This window comes from Yersinia artesiana, from assembly GCF_902726545.1.
Classification (GTDB): domain Bacteria; phylum Pseudomonadota; class Gammaproteobacteria; order Enterobacterales; family Enterobacteriaceae; genus Yersinia; species Yersinia artesiana.
In genome coordinates this window covers 63064-85270 of sequence record NZ_CACVAD010000021.1, presented here as the reverse complement: position 1 = coordinate 85270, position 22207 = coordinate 63064, and the positions used below count along the sequence as shown (strand labels likewise).

Genomic DNA, 22207 nt, shown 5'->3' with positions numbered 1-22207 from the left:
ACCGGAACTGCTTGTAATATTATTCAAAACATCTACAGAAAAGCGGGTGTTTCCAGCAAGCGGCAGGTAATGGATTATTGCTATGATAATAAGATCAATAATTATGTCCCTCAAAGCTTCTTCGAATATTCTAAATCCTTTCCCCTTATGTAAAAGTATTTTTACGCCGATTACGTTATATTTCACGTGATCGGCGGTTTGTGTTCAGAGTCATTTAACAAAGCTTGGAAGCGCTGTTTAAGCGCGCTACTGCCCTGCTACGGCCTGTATCTCACCATGCTGCATAGTTTGATTGACTTGCTGTCCGTGGCTGTCAGTGGCTTGTAGAGTGCCATTAATAGTGGGTTTCAATGGATTATCTGCCGCCAGGTTACCTGATATCCGTAATTTCAGATTACCAAGCCCTTGTAACGGTAAGGCTGGCCAGCCCCAGTTTTGTAAGATATTAAGGTCGACAGATCGGCCAGTCAGCGCAAGGGATAACGCTCTGCCGGGTGTTTGATCAATAGCCGCTGTGGCTTCCAGCAATCCCTCTTTGGTGAACGCACTTAAATCACTAACCGTAATCTGCTGTTCATTGGCGCTCAGAGCCAATGATGGGCGGCGGACATCATTTTTATTAAAAGTCGCATTCCCGGCATTTAGCGTTACTGAGCCTGACCACATTCCCCATTGATGATTTCTCGCCAGCAGTAAATTAGTCCCGGCAGCATCCAGCGACGTAATTTGGAATGGGAAGTCCGGGCTAATATCAATTAATAAGTTACGGCTAGCATTCAACTTACTGACATAGACCTCAGACAGCCAGTTTGGTAGCGTTTGTTGCCATTGCTGTTTCCAGTCCGTGGGTAGGGTATAAACTAGCGCCACCAGTGTCAGCTCATCAAGTTGTAGGCGGTGGCTATCACGCAGCCAGCTTCCCTTGGTTCTTAATAGACCATCTTGCCAGCGTGTAGAGAATTGATTAATTGCCACGCCAGTTGGTGACAATGTAAATGTCGCGATTGGGTCAATCAGATGAATATTACCTTTAATAATGTCTCCGGCATTAAGGGATAATTCGCCTTCGTCACTTTGCCAGTCGCCTTGCTTGAACGTGATATTTTTCAGTGTGAGATCTAAATCATTAAATGCCCAGTTTTTCCCTTCAACACGCGCATCAATTAAATCAAATCGTTTTAGCGTGATAGGAGGGAGCTGTAAAAATGTATTCCAGACATCTTCTAATGTTGCGGGAGTTTGTAGACGGATATTACTCAAGCGCAGGCGGTCGACCAGCCAACTTCCGTCAGCCGATTGACTGGCATTCCCAGTCAGTTCCCCTTGCGCAATATCAGCCCCAAAATTACTCAAAGTCAGGGCGTTTTTCTGTATGGAGCCTTGTAGATAAAGTTTTTCGGCTGTGATGCCATTAATGGTCAAAGAACCGGCGCTAAACTGAAATTGAGCATTTTCGCCCAAACTATTACCGGGCAATGGTTGCCAAGGGATCAACCCGCCAGTGACTTGCTGGCCTGTTACTTTCCACTGGCCTGCCTTGTTTTGCGGTTCAATAGTGGTATTCAGCGCCATATTGGTCAGCCGTAAGGTATCAGCCTGCAAAGGTAATGGTGAGGTACTGTTATTGAGCGCTAAGCTCCCATTTTGCAAATTGAGGCTGAGGAAATGACGAGGTTCAGTCAGTTGTCGCCAACTTAGACCCAATACCGCCTGCTGGGCAATAAGAAACGCGGGTTGCTTGGCCCGTCCTAGTGTGACATCAGTAAAGCTGACTTGCCCAGGTTGGGACCAGGAGTGATCTATTTTCCCCAGAGAGAGGCGATATTCGCTGTTATCATTCACCCAGCGGCTTAACCAACCGGCAGCCCAGCTGGTCTGAAGCAGCACGTAGCACAGCACTATCGACAGCACTAGTAGCAGTAATAACGTTAGCAGCACTTTCCCGAGAAATTTCATCCGGTATTTCCACGTCTGTCTGTATACGGAACTCTGTTTATGCCGCAAATTGTCCATTAGCTCAATAGACAATCAGTTATCGGAGCATAAAAAAATGGCCGGTGTCATTTACGACCGGCCATTTCAACGACGTGTTAACGCAAAGATTATTTTTCTTGTGGGAAGAGTAAGTTAAGCACGATGGCGGTGATACCACCGGCTGCAATTCCGGAAGAAAGCAGGGTTTTGACCCAATCTGGTGCAAATTGCAGAATCAGTGGTTGCTGTGCTACGCCCATCCCGACAGCTAATGACAACGCCATAATCATAATTGCGCGACGATTAAGGGTTTCGCGTGACACGATACGTACTCCGGAAGCGGCAATCGTTCCGAACATCACGAGAGTGGCACCACCCAGCACTGGCTCTGGAATATGTTGTACGAACCCAGCAACGGCCGGGAACAGGCCCAGTACAATCAGCATCAGCGCGACAACAAAACCAACATAGCGGCTGGCAACGCCGGTCAATTGGATAACCCCATTATTTTGGCCGAAACAGGAGTTAGGGAAGGTATTGAACACGGCTGATAGCATGGAGTTCAAACCATTCGCCAAAACACCGCCTTTTAAGCGTTTCATATACAGCGGACCATGAACGGGTTGCTCTGATACATCCGAGGTCGCCGTGATATCCCCGATGGTCTCAAGTGAGGTCACCATGAAGATAAGCATTAATGGCACCAGCAGGTTCCAGTCAAAAGATAAGCCATAGTATAACGGCGTCGGGATAGTGATCAGTGCGGTGTCAACGACAGGGCGACTCTCTGGTAGCATGCCCAGCGCCCAAGCCAGCAGGTAGCCCACAGCCATGGCGATAACCAGTGAGGCGACACGCAGGTACGGGTTGCGCTGGCGGTTTAATAAAATTATGACCACGAGTACCGCGCCCGCCAGCATGAGGTTTTTAGGTGAGCCAAATGTATGGTCGCTCATCGCACCATAACCGCCACCAATAGATGTCAACCCAACCTGAATCAATGACAGGCCGATAATCATTACCACAATACCTGATACCAGCGGGGTGATAATACGCCGCGCTAGATGCAAGAAGCGGGATAGTATAATTTCAGTACAAGATGCGACCATTAAGGTACCGAACAGGGCTGCCATCATGGTCGGGATATCCGCTCCGCCATTTTTCAGTGCCAATCCGCCCATAATCAGTGGAGAAACAAAGTTAAAACTGGTGCCCTGAATGGATAACAGGCCAGAGCCAACCGGCCCCCAGGTTTTAATTTGCAGCAGTGATGCCAGACCAGAGGCAAATAGTGACATGCTAATAATTCGTTGAGTATCTTCCGCTGGCAGCCCCAGCGCCTGACAAATCAACAGGCCAGGAGTTATCACTGCAACAAACATAGCCAATAAATGTTGGCATGCGGCAAACAGAGTTTGAGCGAGTGGAGGACGATCTTCTAAACGATAAATTAATTCGCTAGGGCGAGTAGTTGCTTGCTGTGGTGTATCAAGTTCGGCGGATTGCGTAGACATGGAGTGGCATTTCCGGATCGGCAAAGAGGGCATTTTAATGATCCGCCTCACAAAAGCAATCGGTTGCGCTGCATTTTTTAAATATTCCTGCCCATATTTGTTCATGTTTTTCTATTACTAAACTTGTAATTAGAGGCATTTTTTTTTCTAATCCACCCTCTTACTGTTTTGGCGTTTATTAAGGAATTGTCTAACGTCATATTTTTATTCGACATTTCAATCGCATGGAGTACCAAGATGTTTCATCTCGATACCTATGGCACGCTAGTCGCGGCCTGTTTGGTTTTATTGTTAGGCCGAAAACTTGTACAAACTGTCCCTTTTCTAAAAAAGTACACCATTCCTGAACCGGTTGCGGGAGGTCTGCTGGTAGCTTTTATGATGCTGCTGATGCAAAAGACCCTCGGTTGGGAAATCAGTTTTGATATGTCGTTGAAAGATCCCTTGATGCTGGCATTCTTTGCAACAATCGGCTTGAATGCCAACCTGGCCAGTTTACGTGCCGGTGGCAAGGCGTTGAGTGTGTTTGTCTTTGTGGTCGTCGGCCTGCTACTGGTACAGAACGCGATTGGTATTGCTCTCGCGAAACTGATGGGGTTGGACCCGTTAATGGGCTTATTGGCCGGTTCAATTACATTATCCGGCGGGCACGGTACCGGAGCGGCGTGGAGTAAAGTGTTTGTTGAGCGCTATGGCTTTGAAAATGCAACCGAAGTGGCAATGGCCTGCGCAACATTTGGTTTGGTTCTGGGTGGGTTGATTGGCGGCCCGGTGGCGCGCTATTTGGTAAAACACTCTTCCACACCGGATGGCACCCCAGAGGATAGCGAAGTCCCTTCTGCTTTTGAAAAGCCCTCTGCTGGCCGTATGATCACCTCATTGGTATTGACCGAAACTATCGCCATGATCGCGATTTGCCTCATGGTAGGCCAAGTGATTTCTGCCGGGTTGCAGGGCACGATGTTTGAATTACCGACTTTTGTCTGCGTGTTATTCGTTGGGGTTATTCTCAGTAACACATTGTCGGCAATCGGCTTCTATAAAGTGTTTGATCGCGCAGTCTCAGTGCTGGGCAATGTCAGTTTGTCACTGTTCCTGGCAATGGCTTTGATGAGTCTAAAACTGTGGGAGTTGGCGTCACTGGCATTGCCGATGTTGGTGATTCTGTCGGTACAGGCATTGGCGATGGCACTGTACGCTATCTTCGTTACTTACCGGTTGATGGGCAAAAACTATGATGCGGCAGTGTTAGCGGCGGGGCATTGTGGTTTCGGTTTAGGCGCGACACCGACGGCTATTGCCAATATGCAGGCCATTACTGACCGTTTCGGTCCATCGCATTTAGCCTTCCTGGTGGTGCCAATGGTCGGTGCGTTCTTTATTGATATCGTCAATGTGATCGTGATTAAGCTATATCTGTTGCTGCCAATCTTCCCAGCAGTCGTGGGATGATTCTGTTGTAAGATCATGGTCTTAAAGGGCGGTTTATCCGCCCTTTATTTATCAAGCATTTGTATAACGCGTCCGCTCAGGTAGCCAGCGTTCTATCAATGCCTGTGCATGTTCGGGATATTGTTGATGTAGGTGGCGAGCTACCCGTTGTACTTCTGGGATCATTGCCTGATCACGCAGTAAATCAGCCATTTTAAATTCAGCACTGCCAGTCTGACGTGTGCCTAAGAGTTCGCCGGGGCCACGTATTTCCAAATCCCGCTGAGCAATAACAAAGCCGTCATTACTGTCGCGCAGCACTTGCAAACGCATCTGAGCCGTTTTACTCAGCGGCGTTTTATACAGCAGAACACAGTGTGAGGCGACAGCACCACGACCAACACGGCCACGTAATTGATGCAATTGCGCTAACCCTAAGCGCTCTGGATTATCGATAATCATCAAGCTGGCATTCGGAACATCAACCCCAACTTCAATCACGGTGGTGGCAACCAGTAACTGCAATTCACCTTGCTTAAAGGCCAACATAACAGCCTGTTTTTCCGGCCCTTTCATCCGCCCATGAACCAAACCGACTTTAATCTCCGGCAAGGCGATTTTCAGCTCTTCGCAGGTGACTTCAGCAGCCTGAGCTTCTAACAGTTCAGATTCTTCAATTAAGGTACAGACCCAATAAGCTTGCCGCCCCTCTTCTAAACAGGCATTTTTGACTCGCTGAATAACATCACTGCGGCGAGTATCAGGAATTGCCACTGTTGTGACTGGTGTTCTACCCGGCGGCAGTTCATCGATTACTGAGGTATCCAGATCAGCATAGGCCGTCATGGCCAGGGTGCGGGGAATGGGCGTCGCGGTCATAATCAACTGGTGCGGATGGAAGCCTTGCTCCTCGCCCTTTTCCCATAATGCGAGCCGCTGATGAACACCAAAACGATGCTGCTCATCAATAATAACGAGTGCTAATCCAGAGAATTGCACTTGTTCCTGGAACATGGCATGCGTTCCCACGACCATGGAAACCTGACCGCTGGCGACCGCTTCTTGTTGTGCCAGACGCGCTTTACCTTTTTGTTTCCCAGCCAACCAGCCAACTTCCAAACCTAAAGGCTCCAGCCATTGGCGGAAAGTATTCGCATGCTGTTCAGCCAGCAACTCAGTCGGTGCCATTAATGCGACCTGTTTACCGTGTGCAATAGCGCGTAGTGCGGCCAGTGCGGCAACCAGCGTTTTACCAGACCCCACATCCCCTTGGATCAAACGCATCATGGGGAAGTTATGCGTCATATCTTGTTCGATTTCCGCCACGACCCGCTGCTGGGCATGAGTTGGCGTGAAGGGCAATGCCGCAAGAAAACGTTGTTTAAGTTGTTCTTCGGGTAACAGTGGTAGCGCCCGATAGCTCTGCGCTCCCGCTCTGACTGCCAGCATGCTGAGGTTATGGGCTAGCAACTCTTCCATTATTAAGCGCCGCTGTGCGGGATGTTTGCCCTGCTCTAAATCAGCCAGTTGAATATCTGCTGGTGGACGATGCAAAATATGAATAGCTTCTGGCAAGCTGATCAGCGAGCGGCTTAATTCAATCGGTAGCAATTCGGCAATAACGCTGGAATCCAGCATTGCCAGCGCTTGATCAATCAGTTTACGCAGCGTTGCCTGACGAATGCCTTCCGTGGTGGGGTAAACGGGGGTCAATGACTCCTGTAATTCAACACCAATATTTTCGCCCTGCACCCGATATTCTGGATGAATGATTTCCGGGCCAGTATTACCTCGTTTAGCTTCACCATAGGCAATCACATGCTTGCCTGGAGATAAGCTGTTTTTCATCGCGGCATTGAAGTTGAAAAAGCGCAGGGTAAGCACACCGCTGCCGTCACTGATTTGGCAGGTCATCATGCGGCGGCGGCCAAAACTAATATCTGAACGAAGAACTTCACCTTCAACAGTCACTGAAAGGCCGGGCAACAGATCGCCAATTCGGTATAACCTGGTGCGATCCTCATAGCGTAATGGAAGATGAAGCAACAGATCTTGAATGGTTTCCAGCCCCATCTTCGCCAGTTTTCCAGCCTGACTTGCGCCAACACCGGAAAGTGTACTCAGGGGTACGGCATCCAGTAGGCGGCCTTTCATTTAAGACTCCGTGGATTGCATGGCAGACCACCATTGCGCATCGGCAATAACCTGACCCTGTTCATCAATATAAGGCTGAGGAAGCCCTTTACGTTTAGCCACTTGCGCCAGCACTGGGTAGCCACCTTCAAATAATAGCCGCTGTTGCTCAGCTTCTGACAAAACACTCTGAGTTCGCTGATACATACCGGCATTCTGTCGTTGGCGCTGCGCTTCATATAAAATTAGTGCCGAAGCGACTGATACATTGAGCGATTGCACCATCCCGATCATCGGAATAATGATGTCTTTATCTGCCATTGCCAAGGCTTCTTTAGATATACCGGTTTTTTCCTGCCCCATTAAAATACAGGTTGGGCGGGTATAATCAATTTCACGGAAATCTACTGCTTTATCAGACAGATGAGTCGCAAGTATTTGCATGCCCTGCGACTTCAGATGAGTAATGGCATCAGTAATATGAGAGTGTGTCTTTACCTGAACCCAACTGTTGCTACCGGCAGCCGCAGAAAGCCGAGTGTACATTGCAGGGGTAGGCCAAATCGCATGGATCTGATGAATACCGACGGCATCAGCAGTACGAATAATTGCGGATACATTATGAGGTTTATGTACTTCTTCCAGGCAAACCGTTAAGTCCGGCTGCCTGGTTGCAAGCATTTCACAAATCCGCGCATAGCGTTGAGGATTCATAGGCGTTAATTACGGTTACGGCTGACTTTGACCACATCTGGCATGATACGAATTTTACGCATAATGTTAGCCAGATGGACTCGGTCACGAGTAGTCAGGCGAATAAAGGCGCTATATACCCGGCCATCTTTCTCTTCAGTATTCAGGCTTTGAATATTAGATTCCGCCGCATTAATCGCTGCGGTCAGATTTGCCAGGGCACCTTGCTGGTTGAACATATCGACTTTTATTTCAGCAATAAACTCTTGCTCAGTCTCTTGATCCCATTCAACCGCCATAAACTTCTCTGGCTCTTTCTGGTAGCCACGGATATTACGGCAGGATTCATGATGGATAACCAAGCCTTTACCCGGACTGATATGGGCGATAATGGGGTCACCGGGAATCGGACGACAGCATTTGGCAAAGGTAATCAGGACACCATCGGCACCTTTAATTGCCAGATTACGGGTACCAGATGTTGCCAGTGTGGATGGGTCACCCAGCAGGTTTTTAGCCACCACCACACTCATTGCATTGCCCAAGCCAATTTCCGCCAACAAATCATCCAGTGTAGCCAGCTTCATGCGATCCAGTTCATGTTTGATATTTTCTTCTGGAATATCAGACAGTTTTCGACCATTCCCTAAGGCGTGATTCAGTAATCGGCGGCCAAGGCTTACCGACTCATCACGTTTCAGGTTTTTCAGCAATTGACGAATTTTGGCGCGAGCTTTAGAGCTGACAACAAAATTTAGCCAGGCGGCATTCGGTCTTGCACCTGGAGCGGTAATTATCTCAACAGTCTGACCACTGCTCAGAGACTGAGAAAGCGGATAGGGCTGGCGGTCAACGCGCGCACCGACACAGGCATGACCGATATCGGTATGCACGGCATAAGCAAAATCGACAGGTGTTGCACCGGCAGGGAGTTCAACAATGCGCCCTTCCGGAGTGAAAACGTAAATCTCATCGGGGAACAAATCAGATTTTACACTTTCAATAAATTCAAATGAGCTGCCCGCGCTTTGCTGTAACTCTAGTAAGCTTTGCATCCAGCGCTGAGCGCGGATCTGTGCGGTGGTGCCGGACTCACCTTGCTCTTTATAAGCCCAGTGTGCAGCAACCCCCATTTCAGCCATCTGATCCATATCTTCAGTACGGATTTGCACTTCTACCGGAACCCCATGAGGGCCGATTAATGAGGTATGCAATGATTGATAGCCGTTAGCTTTAGGGATGGCAATATAGTCTTTTACGCGACCAGGACGTGGTTTATACAGGCTGTGAGCCTGCCCCAACACCCGATAACATGTATCGACTTCTTTAACGATAACCCGAAAAGCATAGATATCCATGATGGAGTGAAAACGCTGCTCCTTCAGGTTCATCTTGCAATAGATAGAATAGAGATGCTTTTCTCGACCACTGACGCGGCAAGGTATCCCCGCCTCTGTCAGACGCCCTTCAATCTCCGCCAGAATTTTTTGAATCATCTCTTTGCGGTTACCACGAGCGGCTTTCACCACTTCTTTAATCACGCGGTAGCGATTGGGGTAGAGCGCTTCAAAACCCAGCTCTTCCAGCTCGGTTTTTAAATGATGAATACCCAACCGGTGAGCAAGCGGGCTATATATTTCCAGGGTTTCGCGGGCAATACGGCGACGCTTATCCGGGCGTAGGGAGCCTAGCGTTCGCATATTATGGGTGCGGTCAGCCAGTTTGATCAAAATGACGCGGATATCCTGCACCATCGCCATGATCATTTTGCGGAAGTTTTCCGCCTGGGCTTCTTTCTTGTCGCGGAAGTTCAGTTTATCGAGTTTAGAGACACCCTCGACCAGCTCGGCTACGCTTTTCCCAAACAACTGCTCCATATCTTGATATGTGGCAGGAGTATCTTCAATGACGTCATGTAACAGCGCCGCCATTAAGGTTTCGTAATCGAGCCGCATCTCCGCGAGAATACAGGCCACAGCAACCGGGTGAGTAATATAAGGCTCACCACTGGAGCGTGTCTGACCCTCGTGAGCATCACGCGCGACAAGATATGCCTGTTTGAGGCGCTTAATCTGCTCCTCTGGCAGGTAACGTTGAATCAGCAGATTCAGGCTTTCAAACAGGTACAAAGCAGACTCGCTGTCTAATTAACGACGACCTTCAGCAATAGCGGTTACCGCTTGGATCTCTGCGGCTTCCTGCTCTTGCTGTTCTTGGCGTTCACGCACATCAAGAATCTGATTAGTAATCAGGCCTTCTTCGATTTCACGCAACGCAATCACAGTAACTTTATCGTTTTCTTCTGGAACCAGTGCGTCTTTACCGCCGGACTGGATTTGACGTGCCCGACGAGCAGCGACCAACACCAGGTCAAAACGGTTACCAATTTTCTCTACAGCGTCTTGAACAGTTACGCGTGCCATAATTCTGCTACTCCACAGGTGACGAAATGACTGGGCATGATACTGAAACTCTGTTCAGTCTGCCAATAATTTGGTGATTAAAGCGTCATGCCGCTGTTTCTGGCGGCCTAAACGCAGTCGTTCAGCGCGAATGATGGTTTTCAGATCAGACAATGCCAGATTGAAGTCATCATTCACGATTAAATAATCATATTCTGCATAATGGGTCATTTCCGCGACAGCTTGCGCCATTCGCTTTGCAATAACCTCTTCACTATCTTGCCCACGGCCGCGTAAACGGCGATCCAATTCTTCTTTGGATGGGGGCAAAATAAAGATACTGCGCGCGGTCGGCATTTTTGCGCGAATTTGCTGCGCGCCTTGCCAGTCGATATCTAAAAACACATCAACACCGGTTGCGAGAACCTGCTCAATTGCCAGACGTGAGGTGCCATAGTAATTCTCAAATACTTTGGCATGCTCAAGAAAAGCATCGTCATCAATCATCTGGCAAAATTCTTCCTTGGAAACAAAGAAGTAATGCTCGCCGTGATTCTCCCCAGGACGTTTAGCACGCGTGGTATGAGAAATAGAAACCTGCGTGTCGTACAAAGGTTGTGTTTTTAACAAAGCCTGAATCAGGCTTGATTTCCCCGCCCCACTGGGTGCGGAAACTATGTATAGCGTGCCTTGAACCATGATGACGTTTCAGTTGATTAGGTTGATATGTAGAAAGCAGAAGTGTGAATCTCCGCACAGTATACACGGCTGCTACGCGTCATGCAGCGTTACAACGCATTTCACCTGAATGTTTCGCTCATAAACAGCACGTTTTTATGATTTTGCGGGAAGCATTGCGTAATTTCAGCTTGTTTCAGCAAATGAAAAAGTTTTATTCGATCACTCGCGCATCTGAGTTTTTTCGCCTTCGACGGATGCGCTATTTCAGGTTTTACTGCCACTCATCAAAGGGGGTACTGATGAATGTGCACAAAATGAAGATACTAAGCCTACTGATGGTTAGCTTTATCAGTTGGCATGTCAGAGCTGAGCCTGTTTGCCCTGAATGGTCAGAAGAAAGAATGTCGGGAGAAATTCATCTTCTGGATAAGCAGTTAGATCAGTGGAATGTCGCTTATCACCAGCAGGGTATTAGCCCGATTGCAGATGATATTTACGATCAGTTGCAGGATAAATTACATAGATGGCGTGTATGCCATGGATTATCTGATAAAACGGATAATAGACTCATACCGGGTAATGGAAAGATGAGTCATCCCGTTGCTCACACCGGCTTAAAAAAACTTAAAGATGAAGCTGCACTCATTAACTGGATGGCGGGGCGTAAAAACCTCTGGGTGCAACCCAAAATAGACGGCGTTGCAATCACATTGGTGTATCAGGCGGGAAAGTTAACTCAAGTTCTGAGCCGAGGGAATGGTTTGAAAGGCCAAAACTGGGTGGATAACGCGCCTTTTATTTCGGCTATTCCTCAATATATTGCGACCGCTCCCCCTTTGTTAACCCTGCAAGGGGAATTATTTCTACAGATGGAAGGCCACCAACAAGCACAATCAGGGGGGGTCAATGCCAGAGCATCTGTTGCAGGGGCTCTGATGCGTAAGTCTGTATCCCCATTGCTAGCTAAACTGGGTATTTTTATCTGGGCATGGCCGGATGGGCCAAAAAGTATGGTAGAAAAGAGCCGATTGTTACAAGAAATGGGCTTTCCTCTAACTGCTCATTACAGCAAACCCGTCATTTCCAGTAGCGATGTTGCCCAGTGGCGGGATCGCTGGTTTAAAATGCCGCTACCTTTTGTGACTGATGGAGTGGTTGTCCGTCAAGAAGATGAGCCCGCGGGGCGCTATTGGCAGGCAACACCAGGAAACTGGTCTATGGCGTGGAAATATCCGCCTCCCCAACAACTAACTGAAATCAAAGATATCCATTTTACAGTGGGCCGCACTGGCAAAATTACGGCTGTTTTACAGGTTGCACCGATAAAAATTGATGATAAATGGATTCGCCGGGTGAATATTGGTTCGATTGCTCGTTGGAAGCAGTGGAATATCGTACCGGGAGATCAAGTGACTCTCTCATTGGCTGGGCAAGGTATTCCTCGTTTGGATAAGGTTATCTGGCGAGTAAGCCAGCGGCAGGAACTTGAGCCGCCAGACGCAGATAAATTCCATCAGTTAACCTGTTTTCGCCGTTTACCTTTTGAGTGCGAACCTCAGTTCTTATCTCGCTTAGCATGGCTTAGCGGTACAAACGGGCTAGATATGCAGAGTGTGGGGAGTGGGCTTTGGCGCGAACTTATCCATCATGGGCTTATCAATGATCTACTCGATTGGTTATCACTGTCTGTAGAGCAAATCGCGGCGGTTCCAGGTATTGGGCAAGGCCGGGCAGAAAAGATTTATCAGCAATTTCAACGTGCCAGACAACAGTCTTTTTCTCAATGGTTACAGGCTTTGGGATTCCCACAGGGAATACCTATTGATTCTTCGTGGCACTCTTTACGGCAACGGAGTATTGCCGAATGGCGCTTAATCTCGGGTGTTGGGCAGGTTAGAGCAAAACAGATTAATCATTTTTTGCATCATCCAGAGGTAGAAATGATGGCGGACTTCTTATCGCAGCAGGGAATTGCGGGGTTCAGCCCCAAAGAGTAGTCCTCTTCGGGGTTGGGTTAATGTTCAGAATGATCATACTTGAATACCGGTAAGCCAAGCCGAAATCTCAGCGCCAGCAATCGAGCACTCAAGCCAGTGACCAACGTAATAATAACAACCCAGTTATGAGATAGTGGCGTGTATTGTAGGGCGATATAGATCCAGGCAGCAGCAAATGAGATACCGGCATAAATTTCTTTCTGAAATACCAGAGGGATACAGTTACAGAACATATCGCGCAGGACACCACCAAAGACACCGGTAATTACAGCCGCTATGGCTGCAATGATCGTGCTGTGCCCCATATCGAGGGCAATTTGTGCGCCAATAATAGAAAAAACGATAAGCCCTATAGCATCAAGAACTAAAAATAGATGACGCAAGTGTTTCATTAATGGCGCCATCCACGTTGTGATGATAGCGGCAACAGCAACAATCACAATATATTCAGGATGCTTAACCCATCCCAGCGGATAGTGACCCAGCAGCATATCTCTGACTGAACCACCACCAATAGCAGTAGCTGATGCAATAATGATAACGCCAAACATATCCATCTGACGGCGGCCAGCAGCCAGTGCACCGGTCATGGCTTCAGCGGTGATACCGATAATATAAAGAACACTGAGTAGCATATTGAATGTAATTTCTTAAGGGCAACAAAAGCGGCAGCGTAGCCACTATGCAAAATTATCGCGCCTGAGATTTTCTAAACTATGGATTTCGGATTATTTAATCTAATCAAAATATTAACTATATGATTGAAATGTTTTAATAAAAAAACAATGGTGGAATTATTTATCATTAATAAATCTAGAATAAAAATCAATTGTTGAAATGGGGTTCGCAAGTTATTTGATGATAATTCCTCCTGATTGCAGAGTGGCTCATCCAATGGTAGCTTTTATCTCTATTTTATCTTTTATTTCAGTGGAATTCTTCATGGGGCAGTGTGTTCATTCGTTCCAATATCGTGCGGTGCTCTTGGCTGGCATCGCAGCGGTTGGAATATTACTCAGTGGTTGCATTGATAGAACGGGTCAGGCAAACACAGCAACGATTAAAGTTTCCCCTCCCACCTGTATTAAAGGTGAGCCGATGACACAAACGACGCTCTATTTTGGTTTGAACCGACCTCATGGCCCGGTTATTTCAGCCACTGAATGGCAGTTTTTTGTTGATAATGATGTGACCAGCCGCTTTAAAGATGGCCTGACAGTGATTGATGCTAAAGGGCAATGGTTAGGCAATGATGGCACTGTAGCTAAAGAAAACAGTAAGGCATTGGTACTTATCCATAACTCTGACAAAGAAACTGCTATTGAAGCTGTACGCACCCGCTATAAACAGCAATTTGCACAAGAATCAGTTATGCGGGTTGATGCTACTGTTTGTGTTGATTTCTAGCGGCGAGTATTAGACTAGATCGTCTGGCCTTTTATCTCCTTATTAGAGGTAAAAGGCCGCTGATATTATTGATTTTATTCGGTCAGAATGAGCCTTTACAAGACAAGCCCGGCAATGGCCGCAGAAAGCAAGCTGACTAAAGTTGAACCGTACACTAGCTTTAATCCAAATCGCGAAACCACGTTACCCTGCTGTTCATTCAGACCTTTAATAGCTCCAGCGACAATCCCAATAGAAGCAAAGTTAGCAAAAGAGACTAAAAATACAGAAAGAATACCCAAACCTCGTGGAGACATTTCGGCAGCCATTTTTTTCAGTTCAATCATGGCAACGAACTCATTTGCCACCAGTTTGGTCGCCATAATACTTCCTGCATTCAAAGCATCTTGAGCTGGTATGCCAATTAATAGTGCTAGTGGATAAAATAGATATCCCAGCACTCCTTGGAAACTGATATGGAATAAGGTGCTAAATAAAGCATTAATCGCTGAAATGATGGCAATAAACCCGATTAACATTGCGGCGATTATCATCGCAATTTTAAATCCTGCCAGAATATATTCTCCAAGCATTTCAAAAAAACTTTGCTCTTCATGTAGGTTATTTAGCTTTAACTCAGATTCTTCTGTTACGGGGTAAGGATTAATAATTGAAAGTATAATAAAAGTGCTAAACATATTCAGTATGAGTGCTGTTACAACAAATTTTGGTTCTAGCATGGTCATATAAGCACTAACTATTGACATAGAGACCGTCGACATCGCTGTGGCTGCCATGGTGTACATTCTGCGTGGCGATATATCGGCGATAATGCCTTTATAGGCAATGAAATTCTCTGATTGCCCCAGAATCAACGTACTCACAGCATTGAATGACTCTAGTTTACCCATGCCATTTACTTTGGACAGCAGAGTGCCTATTACCCGTATGATGAGGGGCAATATACGGAAATGCTGCAAAATACCAATCAATGCTGATACGAAAATAATTGGGCAAAGAACGTTGAGGAATATAAATGCCAGGCCTTGCTCATTCATCCCACCAAAAACAAAACTGGTGCCTATTGAAGCAAATTTCATCAAAGATTCGAATAATCCAGCAAAATACCTTATTGCACCTAACCCACTTTCCGAGTGTAAAAAGAAATAAGCCAGAGCAATCTCTATAATCAGTAGCTGAAAAATATAACGAAGTTTGATGTTTTTCCGATCATGGCTAGCCAGTAAAGCCAAAACTGCTATCGCAATCAATGCCAAAAGAAAATGCAGAATCTGCAACATAAGAAATCCGTCAGGGATAAAATTCAGTCAGCATTTTATCCATATCAGCAGGTTTTTTTCATCTAAATTTTAATTCTTTGAAGAATATATATTCTACCGATTCTTTAATCATGTCCTAAAAATGCCAGTTGTTTAAATTTTCACTGTTTTATTCATCGTTTATCCGTTGGGTGAATCACTATTTATCTGCCAGCTTAAATTGCCGTCATTAAGGCGAGTTTAGCGTTTCCTCAAGGAGGATTAGGCGATAGGGCTACTTGTGTTTAACTTACTCATTGGATGGAATATGAATATGATTAATCTTCCTAGCTGCCGTTCATTTACCGAAGCCGGCCATTTATCTCAAATATCTGCTTATTACGAAGAGGGCCGTAATACTTTATGGATGTTACTGCGTGCTCATCCACGGCCTTGTTTTAACCTGGAGTTAATTGAAAATATTATGACGTTGGCCCAGGCAGCTAAGGAGTCAAAATTACCGATAGATTTTTGGGTAACAGGTTCAGTTGTACCCAATATGTTTAATGTGGGTGGGGATTTAAATTTTTTCGCCCAAATGATTAGAAATCGTAAGCGAGAAGCGCTAATGGCATATGCTCGTGCTTGTGTCGATTGTGTTCACGCCGCCTCTCGCGGATTTGATACTGGTGCTATCTCTATTGCGATGATTGAAGGCAGCGCATTAGGTGGAGGATTTGAGGCGGCATTAGCTCATCATTTTGTATTAGCACAAACGACGGCCAGAATGGGTTTTCCGGAGATTGCATTTAATTTATTTCCTGGCATGGGAGGATATTCACTGGTCGCCAGAAAGGCGGGTATGAGGGTGGCAGAACAACTGATTTGGACCGGGGAGTCTCACGCGGCTGAGTGGTATGAGAGTCGTGGGTTAGTTGATAAGTTATTTCAGCCAGGGGATGCTTATGTCGCGACGCGAACATTTATAGACACTATAAGGCCTAAGCTAAATGGTATGAGGGCGATGGTTCGAGTCCGGCAGCGTGTTTTACAATTAACACGTTCTGAATTAATGGATATTACAGAAGACTGGGTGGATTCTGCATTTTCTATTGATCCGAAAGATATCGCCTATATTGAAAGGCTGGTTATGCTGCAAGACAGGCATACTTCGGGAATGCCAAAAGCGATATAGTTTTTATATCTAATTAGTTTTTACATCTAATCCAGTAAAAGGTGAGGGTGTTGTGTTACCAGCCAATGCTCCAGTTTATCTGCGGGCATTGGTTTGGCGTAAAGGAATCCCTGTTTCTCATCAACGCCAATAGAATCCAGGAATTCCTCTTCCTCTTTCGTTTCTACTCCTTCGGCAATAACCTGCATTTTTAGTGCCTCGGCAACAACAATAATGGCTCTTACCAAAGATTGTGAAATAGGATTAGTGTCAATATGACGAACAAAACTTTGGTCCAGTTTAATAGCGTCTATAGGGATACGCGCTAACTGAGAGAGTGAAGAATAACCAGTACCAAAATCATCTAAGTGAACTTGAGCACCTAAGTGGCGTAGCTGTTTCATTATATTGATAGCAGCGTCTTCATTATCAATTAAGCAACTTTCGGTCAATTCAACATCGACCAGGCTAGATTCCAACTCACAAGTTTCAAGAGACTCAATAAAACTGGTGACGATGGCTTCATCAATTAATTGTCGGGCAGAAACATTGACTGCAATTCGTAAGTTAATCCCACGCTTTTTCCAGTCTACTGCCTGTTGCATGGAGGTTTGTAGTACCCATTTACCCAACGGCCTGATAAGCCCTGACTCTTCCGCATATGAGATAAACTCTTGAGGAGCAATTAAACCTCGTTCAGGCGATAGCCATCTGACGAGTGCTTCGACACCGAGCACCTTTCCCGTTTTGGTGGATATTTTGGGTTGATAAAAGATTTGTAATTGATGTTGTTCTATAGCTTTGCGTAAATTGGTATCGAGCCAAACATACTCGGATACTTTTTTATTCATTTGTTGCGAGAAGATGGAATAGGTTTGTTTCCCATGCTCCTTCGCGGTATACATGGCTGTATCCGCACTGCGGATAATATTTTCCAGCGTATCACCATGCTCTGGGCATAGTGCAATACCAATCGAACAGCCGGTATAGACCTCTATCAATCCAACTCGGAAAGGCAATTTCATGCGGTTGAGAATTTGCTGTGTCGTTGTTTCCAGCATATCCAAGGTGGCGTTTTCGACCAGAACAATAAACTCATCGCCCCCTAACCGAGCAAGCATTTCGTTGTCACCCAAGCAACTTAAAATTGCCAGCGAGACATCTTTCAGTAATCGATCACCAAACATATGACCATAGTGGTCATTCACTTTTTTGAAGTTATCGAGATCGAGATAAATAATACCCACTGAGCTGTCACCGCGGGTTTGGATTGCGCTATTAATACGTTCATGAATGGCATGACGGTTAGGCAAACCGGTAATCATATCGGTATTAGCCAAAATCCTAAGGCGCTCTTGGGCGCGTCGTTCTTTGGTAATGTCAGTGCCGGAGCAGATAAGATAGCGTTCGTTTTTTCCGCTACCACTGTGAACAAATTTATTGCGGAATAAGAAGAGACGCTTTCCTTTGACGGTATTAACCCAACGTTCCGCTTCATAAGATGCACCGCGCTGAAAAAAACCTTCAATATTCTTCCGTGATGAGGCCCCTTCCTTGGCGGTCATAAATAAGTCGTAAACATTTTTGCCAATAACATCCTGCTCTTTCTTACCGGTATATTCCTCGCTAAGGTGGTTAAATCGCTGTACGCAGCCATCTTTATCGAGAATCACAATCACTGAGTTGGCTTCAGAAACAACCTGTTCTGCAAAAGAAAGGCCCATAACCAAATCACGAGCGACAGATTCAGTATCGGCATAGGCTGAGGCTGTTCCTCCCCACTCTTTACCGTTAATTTTGCGCCCAACAAGATGTAAATGTAGGGGGTGACCATAAATTTCAATTTCAATATCTAAACTGGCAGTAATACCGGTTAAGCTCCGGATTTTCATTGTTTGTACAGAATTAAGGGGTATTGCGATATTTGTTATCTCTTTAATTGCCGACAACTCTAAAGCCTGGCTATCAAAGGCAAGCCGCCAAAATGGGCGATGAGTACCGAAATAGGTGTTGAGGATCGACGTATCTTGGTCTTGGAACATATGCGATCCCCTAAAAGTGTATATGTGTCTTTTACTTACCTTAGTCAGAAATTAAGAAGGTTCTATTTCTGGACTTCCCAGTAATGATAATCATCCTGACTTGTAGAGCATGACTTTACCCAGAGTGCCCACCTAATAAAGTATATGTGTAATTTATTCATACCAGATCGTAGATAGTAGCGATAATCATAGTAAATGCTCTTCCTACTTTCAGGTTGTGATGAAAGTTAAGCATGAAAAAAATAAAAAACACTATTTTTTATATTGTTATGCTCATTTAGGCTTAATCCTAAAATGAGAAGGGAAAGATAGGAAACACTTTACTGAGGTGTTTAATGAGGGATAAGTGTATTTTTAAGCAAGTTGATGATGAACGTACGCCAATGGCAGTAATCTGCATATTTCATTTTAACTGTGGTCACTATCAGCGTAAACCAAATCGGAAATTTATACCGCCACCAATGATGACGGCAATCCTGGGGTGGTTCCTTGTTTTTTGTCTCATGTAAACCGGACTGTTACTTAAAGTTAAGCACCATTCCGACTCCCACCTCTTCTATGTCAACCGCACCGGCTAGTGCTATTTTTGCTTTTAAGTCAGTACAGTGGCAGGGATAGAGTGCTTGTGCATTGAGTTGCTTAAAATAGTCGGATGTTTTGGTGAGGGTAGATGTTTCTGCATTTAATAGATGAAATCCGCCAATAACAGCCCGAACGCGTTTATCGCCAGTGACTTTAATCGCATAATCAATAATATTGCAGACCCCAGAGTGAGAGCAGCCGGTAATAATCACGATCCCCTCAGAGCTGGTATAAACTATCGCACTGTCATCTACGACAAAATCGTCAACTTCATGACCGCAACAATTGATAGTTTTCCCTATAGGATGCAGCCCTTCAAAATCATTACTGCGTACTATCTCACCTAAAAAAAGCAAATTATCGGTAAGATAATAAACACCCGTCTGATTAATCCGCTCGAAAAATGAAGGGTAACTATCAGCCGGTAAGTTAGCACCTATTGATTTATCTTCATGGTATTTTGGTACAAAAGCATTAGGGTGAGCCACTAGCTTTATCTTCTTCACGCCAGGGTAGTTGGTCCGATCAAGATGTTGAGCAAGATGGGTTAAACCCCAGCTATGATCATTATGACCATGAGAGAGAATGACACTATTGATATCGCTGATATCAATACCCAGAATTGCCGCATTACGTAGAAAAACGTCAGAGTAGCCGGTATCAAAAAGGAATGTTTTTCCATCTATTTTAAGGTGATAACAGACGCCTGGTTCGGCTGTCAGATATTTATCTATTAGAGTATTGTTATCAACCAGAACAGTTAATTGCATGTGTTTTCCCTTTTTTACTCATATTATTCCGATCTTCCATGGCTGATACTGTATGAAGTGACAAGCAGTATATCGAGGTCTGATGTTGGCACCAGCGCCTTGGGTATTGCACTGATAATATTGCCTCTGAAATTGTTGAAAGTAATCGGCAATTGATTCTATTTGTTCAACATACTTCAGATGACGAAGAAAAAACAACGAATGCCCCATATTGTTTAAAATCAGGCGCGGGCTTGTTTAACTTTTCAATTAGCTTTTTACTTGGAATGCGGATTTGTAAAAACCGGCCGCTCAGAACTGGACGCGAGGGAAAGGCTTTTCCGCTGCTTCACATGATGCAGGCAGAATAATAAAAACCCGGATTTCTCCGGGTTTTAGCAAAACTGGTGAATAAATCGTTACTCGATATTCTGGATCTGTTCGCGCATTTGTTCGATAAGCACTTTCAGCTCAATGGCTGAGTTAGTCACTTCGGCATTGATCGATTTTGATGCCAGCGTATTCGATTCGCGGTTAAATTCCTGCATCATAAAATCAAGGCGGCGGCCAACAGCTTCTTTCTTCTTCAGAATGTTGTGCGTTTCTTTAACGTGCGCTTCCAGACGATCCAGCTCTTCAGCCACATCTACACGCTGCGCCATTAGCACTAATTCTTGTTCCAGGCGGGTATTCTCCAACTGAACTTGCGCTTCTTCCAGCTTACTAAGCAGCCGCTCACGTTGCCACTGCAAGATATTTGGCATATGCGCACGGACTTTAACTATTTCTGCACTAACACCGTCAAGGCGCTGTTCGATAAGTGCTTTCAGTGCCGCACCTTCGGTTTCGCGCGAAATGATAAAGTCATCAAGCACAATATCCAGTGCCTGCATCAGCTCGGTGCTGATGGCATCCAAGTCTTGTTCTTCGGCGGCCATGACTCCCGGCCAGCGCAAAATATCGACTGGATTGATTTCACCTTCATCACTTTGCATTTTGACCCAGTTACCGGCTTCTACTAATTGTTTTGCCAGTTTTTCATTAAGGATCAAAGAACTTTGTGCACTGGCATCCAGTTCAAAACGTAGGTTGCACTCAATTTTGCCGCGAGTTAAGCGGCCACGGATGCGTTCACGAATAACCGGCTCCAGACTGCGGAACTGTTCTGGCAAACGAATGTAAGTTTCTAAGTAGCGTTGGTTAACGGAACGCAGCTCCCAGGCTGCGCTGCCCCATTCACCCTTAATATCACGCCGAGCGTAGGCGGTCATGCTGCGGATCATTGTTGCGTACCCGTTTTAAAGAAAAGATGCGGGGATTATAGCCTCCAGGGCGCGGGCAGGATAGGCATTACATCACTAAGGCCGTATAATGCGCGACCAATATCGATTTAAAGCCGGAGAAAGCCCATGCGTCCAGCAGACCGAGCAGCACAACAAGTCCGCCCATTGACCCTGACCCGTAATTACACGAAACACGCTGAAGGTTCAGTGTTGGTTGAGTTTGGCGATACCAAAGTATTGTGCACCGCCACGGTTGAAGAGGGTGTTCCGCGCTTTCTGAAAGGCCAGGGCCAGGGTTGGATAACCGCTGAATATGGCATGTTACCGCGTTCGACCCACAGCCGTAATGCGCGCGAAGCCGCAAAAGGCAAGCAAGGCGGCCGCACTTTAGAAATTCAACGTCTGATAGCTCGCTCTTTGCGTGCGGCAGTAGATTTGAAGAAGTTAGGTGAATTCACTATCACTTTAGACTGCGATGTGTTGCAGGCGGATGGCGGCACTCGTACTGCCTCCATCAGTGGTGCTTGCGTGGCTTTAGCCGACGCACTGAATAAGCTGGTAGCCAGTGGTAAATTGAAAGCGAACCCGATGAAAGGGCTGGTTGCGGCAGTTTCTGTTGGTATCGTTAAAGGTGAAGCCCTTTGCGATTTGGAATACGTAGAGGACTCTGCGGCAGAAACAGATATGAACGTGGTGATGATGGAAGATGGCCGAATGATTGAGGTGCAAGGCACCGCAGAAGGCGAACCGTTTAGCCATGAAGAGTTACTGGAATTGTTAAAACTGGCTCGAGGAGGGATAGAAACTATCTTCCAGGCGCAGAAAGCGGCGTTGGAGCAATAATTGATTTAGGCGACTTGGTAGTCGCCTTTTTTTTGCCCGCTTACCAATAAGTTATGCACAGATA

The 22207-nt window shown here is 46.0% G+C and carries 17 protein-coding genes and 1 pseudogene; 6 read left to right on the top strand and 12 right to left on the bottom strand.

Annotated features, from left to right (window positions below; translation table 11 throughout):
* Positions 1–153, top strand: a pseudogene (locus tag HU019_RS20260) (helix-turn-helix transcriptional regulator); the annotation flags it as partial.
* Positions 154–246: 93 nt separating this feature from the next.
* Here HU019_RS20260 and HU019_RS09285 read toward each other — a convergent pair.
* On the bottom strand, positions 247–1956 hold the full coding sequence (locus HU019_RS09285) for an AsmA family protein (RefSeq protein WP_174848430.1): 1710 nt from the start codon (positions 1954–1956) through the stop codon (positions 247–249).
* Between the two features lie 146 nt (positions 1957–2102).
* Positions 2103–3488 carry a uracil-xanthine permease family protein gene (locus HU019_RS09280; RefSeq protein WP_174848431.1) on the bottom strand — a complete coding sequence of 462 codons (1386 nt, stop codon included), beginning with the start codon at positions 3486–3488 and terminating at the stop codon, positions 2103–2105.
* A gap of 237 nt (positions 3489–3725) precedes the next feature.
* Here HU019_RS09280 and gltS point away from each other — a divergent pair, with 237 nt between their 5' ends.
* The gene (gltS, locus tag HU019_RS09275) at positions 3726–4940 is read left to right on the top strand and encodes a sodium/glutamate symporter (protein ID WP_174848432.1); all 1215 of its coding nucleotides are present in this window, start codon (positions 3726–3728) and stop codon (positions 4938–4940) included.
* Between the two features lie 51 nt (positions 4941–4991).
* Here the strand turns inward: gltS and recG are convergent, their stop codons facing one another.
* The 5 genes from recG to gmk are packed head-to-tail and all read right to left on the bottom strand — an operon-like array spanning position 4992 to position 10846.
* A complete protein-coding gene (gene recG / locus HU019_RS09270) occupies positions 4992–7073 on the bottom strand; it encodes an ATP-dependent DNA helicase RecG (RefSeq protein WP_174848433.1) in 2082 nt (693 codons plus the stop codon).
* On the bottom strand, positions 7074–7766 hold the full coding sequence (gene trmH, locus HU019_RS09265) for a tRNA (guanosine(18)-2'-O)-methyltransferase TrmH (protein ID WP_174848434.1): 693 nt from the start codon (positions 7764–7766) through the stop codon (positions 7074–7076). It lies immediately after the preceding gene.
* A 5-nt stretch (positions 7767–7771) separates the two neighbouring features.
* A complete protein-coding gene (spoT, locus tag HU019_RS09260; RefSeq protein ID WP_005165887.1) occupies positions 7772–9874 on the bottom strand; it encodes a bifunctional GTP diphosphokinase/guanosine-3',5'-bis pyrophosphate 3'-pyrophosphohydrolase in 2103 nt (700 codons plus the stop codon).
* Between the two features lie 18 nt (positions 9875–9892).
* Complete coding sequence (gene rpoZ, locus HU019_RS09255; RefSeq protein WP_004392061.1) at positions 9893–10168, bottom strand: DNA-directed RNA polymerase subunit omega; 276 nt, start codon at positions 10166–10168, stop codon at positions 9893–9895.
* A 54-nt stretch (positions 10169–10222) separates the two neighbouring features.
* The gene (gene gmk / locus HU019_RS09250; RefSeq protein ID WP_004704191.1) at positions 10223–10846 is read right to left on the bottom strand and encodes a guanylate kinase; all 624 of its coding nucleotides are present in this window, start codon (positions 10844–10846) and stop codon (positions 10223–10225) included.
* A 281-nt stretch (positions 10847–11127) separates the two neighbouring features.
* Between gmk and ligB the strand changes: the two genes are divergently transcribed.
* Positions 11128–12825 carry an NAD-dependent DNA ligase LigB gene (gene ligB, locus HU019_RS09245; RefSeq protein ID WP_174848435.1) on the top strand — a complete coding sequence of 566 codons (1698 nt, stop codon included), beginning with the start codon at positions 11128–11130 and terminating at the stop codon, positions 12823–12825.
* A 17-nt stretch (positions 12826–12842) separates the two neighbouring features.
* Here the strand turns inward: ligB and HU019_RS09240 are convergent, their stop codons facing one another.
* Entirely contained in the window at positions 12843–13460 is a 618-nt protein-coding gene (locus HU019_RS09240; RefSeq protein ID WP_174848436.1) for a trimeric intracellular cation channel family protein, read from the bottom strand.
* A gap of 307 nt (positions 13461–13767) precedes the next feature.
* Here HU019_RS09240 and HU019_RS09235 point away from each other — a divergent pair, with 307 nt between their 5' ends.
* A complete protein-coding gene (locus HU019_RS09235) occupies positions 13768–14232 on the top strand; it encodes a DUF3574 domain-containing protein (RefSeq protein ID WP_174848437.1) in 465 nt (154 codons plus the stop codon).
* Positions 14233–14327: 95 nt separating this feature from the next.
* Here HU019_RS09235 and HU019_RS09230 read toward each other — a convergent pair whose 3' ends face one another.
* On the bottom strand, positions 14328–15512 hold the full coding sequence (locus HU019_RS09230) for a NupC/NupG family nucleoside CNT transporter (protein WP_174848438.1): 1185 nt from the start codon (positions 15510–15512) through the stop codon (positions 14328–14330).
* A gap of 286 nt (positions 15513–15798) precedes the next feature.
* Here HU019_RS09230 and HU019_RS09225 point away from each other — a divergent pair, with 286 nt between their 5' ends.
* On the top strand, positions 15799–16665 hold the full coding sequence (locus HU019_RS09225; protein WP_174848439.1) for a crotonase/enoyl-CoA hydratase family protein: 867 nt from the start codon (positions 15799–15801) through the stop codon (positions 16663–16665).
* Between the two features lie 26 nt (positions 16666–16691).
* Here the strand turns inward: HU019_RS09225 and pdeR are convergent, their stop codons facing one another.
* The 3 genes from pdeR to HU019_RS09210 all read right to left on the bottom strand — a co-directional run bounded on the left by pdeR (position 16692) and on the right by HU019_RS09210 (position 21300).
* A complete protein-coding gene (gene pdeR, locus HU019_RS09220; protein WP_174848440.1) occupies positions 16692–18686 on the bottom strand; it encodes a cyclic di-GMP phosphodiesterase in 1995 nt (664 codons plus the stop codon).
* A gap of 518 nt (positions 18687–19204) precedes the next feature.
* The gene (locus HU019_RS09215; protein WP_174848441.1) at positions 19205–20038 is read right to left on the bottom strand and encodes an MBL fold metallo-hydrolase; all 834 of its coding nucleotides are present in this window, start codon (positions 20036–20038) and stop codon (positions 19205–19207) included.
* A gap of 398 nt (positions 20039–20436) precedes the next feature.
* Positions 20437–21300 carry a YicC/YloC family endoribonuclease gene (locus tag HU019_RS09210; protein WP_174848442.1) on the bottom strand — a complete coding sequence of 288 codons (864 nt, stop codon included), beginning with the start codon at positions 21298–21300 and terminating at the stop codon, positions 20437–20439.
* 126 nt (positions 21301–21426) lie between these two features.
* Between HU019_RS09210 and rph the strand changes: the two genes are divergently transcribed.
* Positions 21427–22143 (top strand): ribonuclease PH, encoded by a 717-nt coding sequence (gene rph / locus HU019_RS09205; protein ID WP_174848443.1) that lies wholly within the window; start codon positions 21427–21429, stop codon positions 22141–22143.
* The last annotated feature ends 64 nt before the right edge of the window (positions 22144–22207 follow it).

What these genes read in the sequence shown, in the direction of transcription:
- HU019_RS09285 (WP_174848430.1), bottom strand. Translation starts at nt 1,956, where the DNA reads ATGAAATTTCTCGGGAAAGTGCTGCTAACGTTATTACTGCTACTAGTG.
- HU019_RS09280 (WP_174848431.1), bottom strand. Translation starts at nt 3,488, where the DNA reads ATGTCTACGCAATCCGCCGAACTTGATACACCACAGCAAGCAACTACT.
- gltS (WP_174848432.1), top strand. Translation starts at nt 3,726, where the DNA reads ATGTTTCATCTCGATACCTATGGCACGCTAGTCGCGGCCTGTTTGGTT.
- recG (WP_174848433.1), bottom strand. Translation starts at nt 7,073, where the DNA reads ATGAAAGGCCGCCTACTGGATGCCGTACCCCTGAGTACACTTTCCGGT.
- trmH (WP_174848434.1), bottom strand. Translation starts at nt 7,766, where the DNA reads ATGAATCCTCAACGCTATGCGCGGATTTGTGAAATGCTTGCAACCAGG.
- rpoZ (WP_004392061.1), bottom strand. Translation starts at nt 10,168, where the DNA reads ATGGCACGCGTAACTGTTCAAGACGCTGTAGAGAAAATTGGTAACCGT.
- gmk (WP_004704191.1), bottom strand. Translation starts at nt 10,846, where the DNA reads ATGGTTCAAGGCACGCTATACATAGTTTCCGCACCCAGTGGGGCGGGG.
- ligB (WP_174848435.1), top strand. Translation starts at nt 11,128, where the DNA reads ATGAATGTGCACAAAATGAAGATACTAAGCCTACTGATGGTTAGCTTT.
- HU019_RS09240 (WP_174848436.1), bottom strand. Translation starts at nt 13,460, where the DNA reads ATGCTACTCAGTGTTCTTTATATTATCGGTATCACCGCTGAAGCCATG.
- HU019_RS09235 (WP_174848437.1), top strand. Translation starts at nt 13,768, where the DNA reads ATGGGGCAGTGTGTTCATTCGTTCCAATATCGTGCGGTGCTCTTGGCT.
- HU019_RS09230 (WP_174848438.1), bottom strand. Translation starts at nt 15,512, where the DNA reads ATGTTGCAGATTCTGCATTTTCTTTTGGCATTGATTGCGATAGCAGTT.
- HU019_RS09225 (WP_174848439.1), top strand. Translation starts at nt 15,799, where the DNA reads ATGAATATGATTAATCTTCCTAGCTGCCGTTCATTTACCGAAGCCGGC.
- pdeR (WP_174848440.1), bottom strand. Translation starts at nt 18,686, where the DNA reads ATGTTCCAAGACCAAGATACGTCGATCCTCAACACCTATTTCGGTACT.
- HU019_RS09215 (WP_174848441.1), bottom strand. Translation starts at nt 20,038, where the DNA reads ATGCAATTAACTGTTCTGGTTGATAACAATACTCTAATAGATAAATAT.
- HU019_RS09210 (WP_174848442.1), bottom strand. Translation starts at nt 21,300, where the DNA reads ATGATCCGCAGCATGACCGCCTACGCTCGGCGTGATATTAAGGGTGAA.
- rph (WP_174848443.1), top strand. Translation starts at nt 21,427, where the DNA reads ATGCGTCCAGCAGACCGAGCAGCACAACAAGTCCGCCCATTGACCCTG.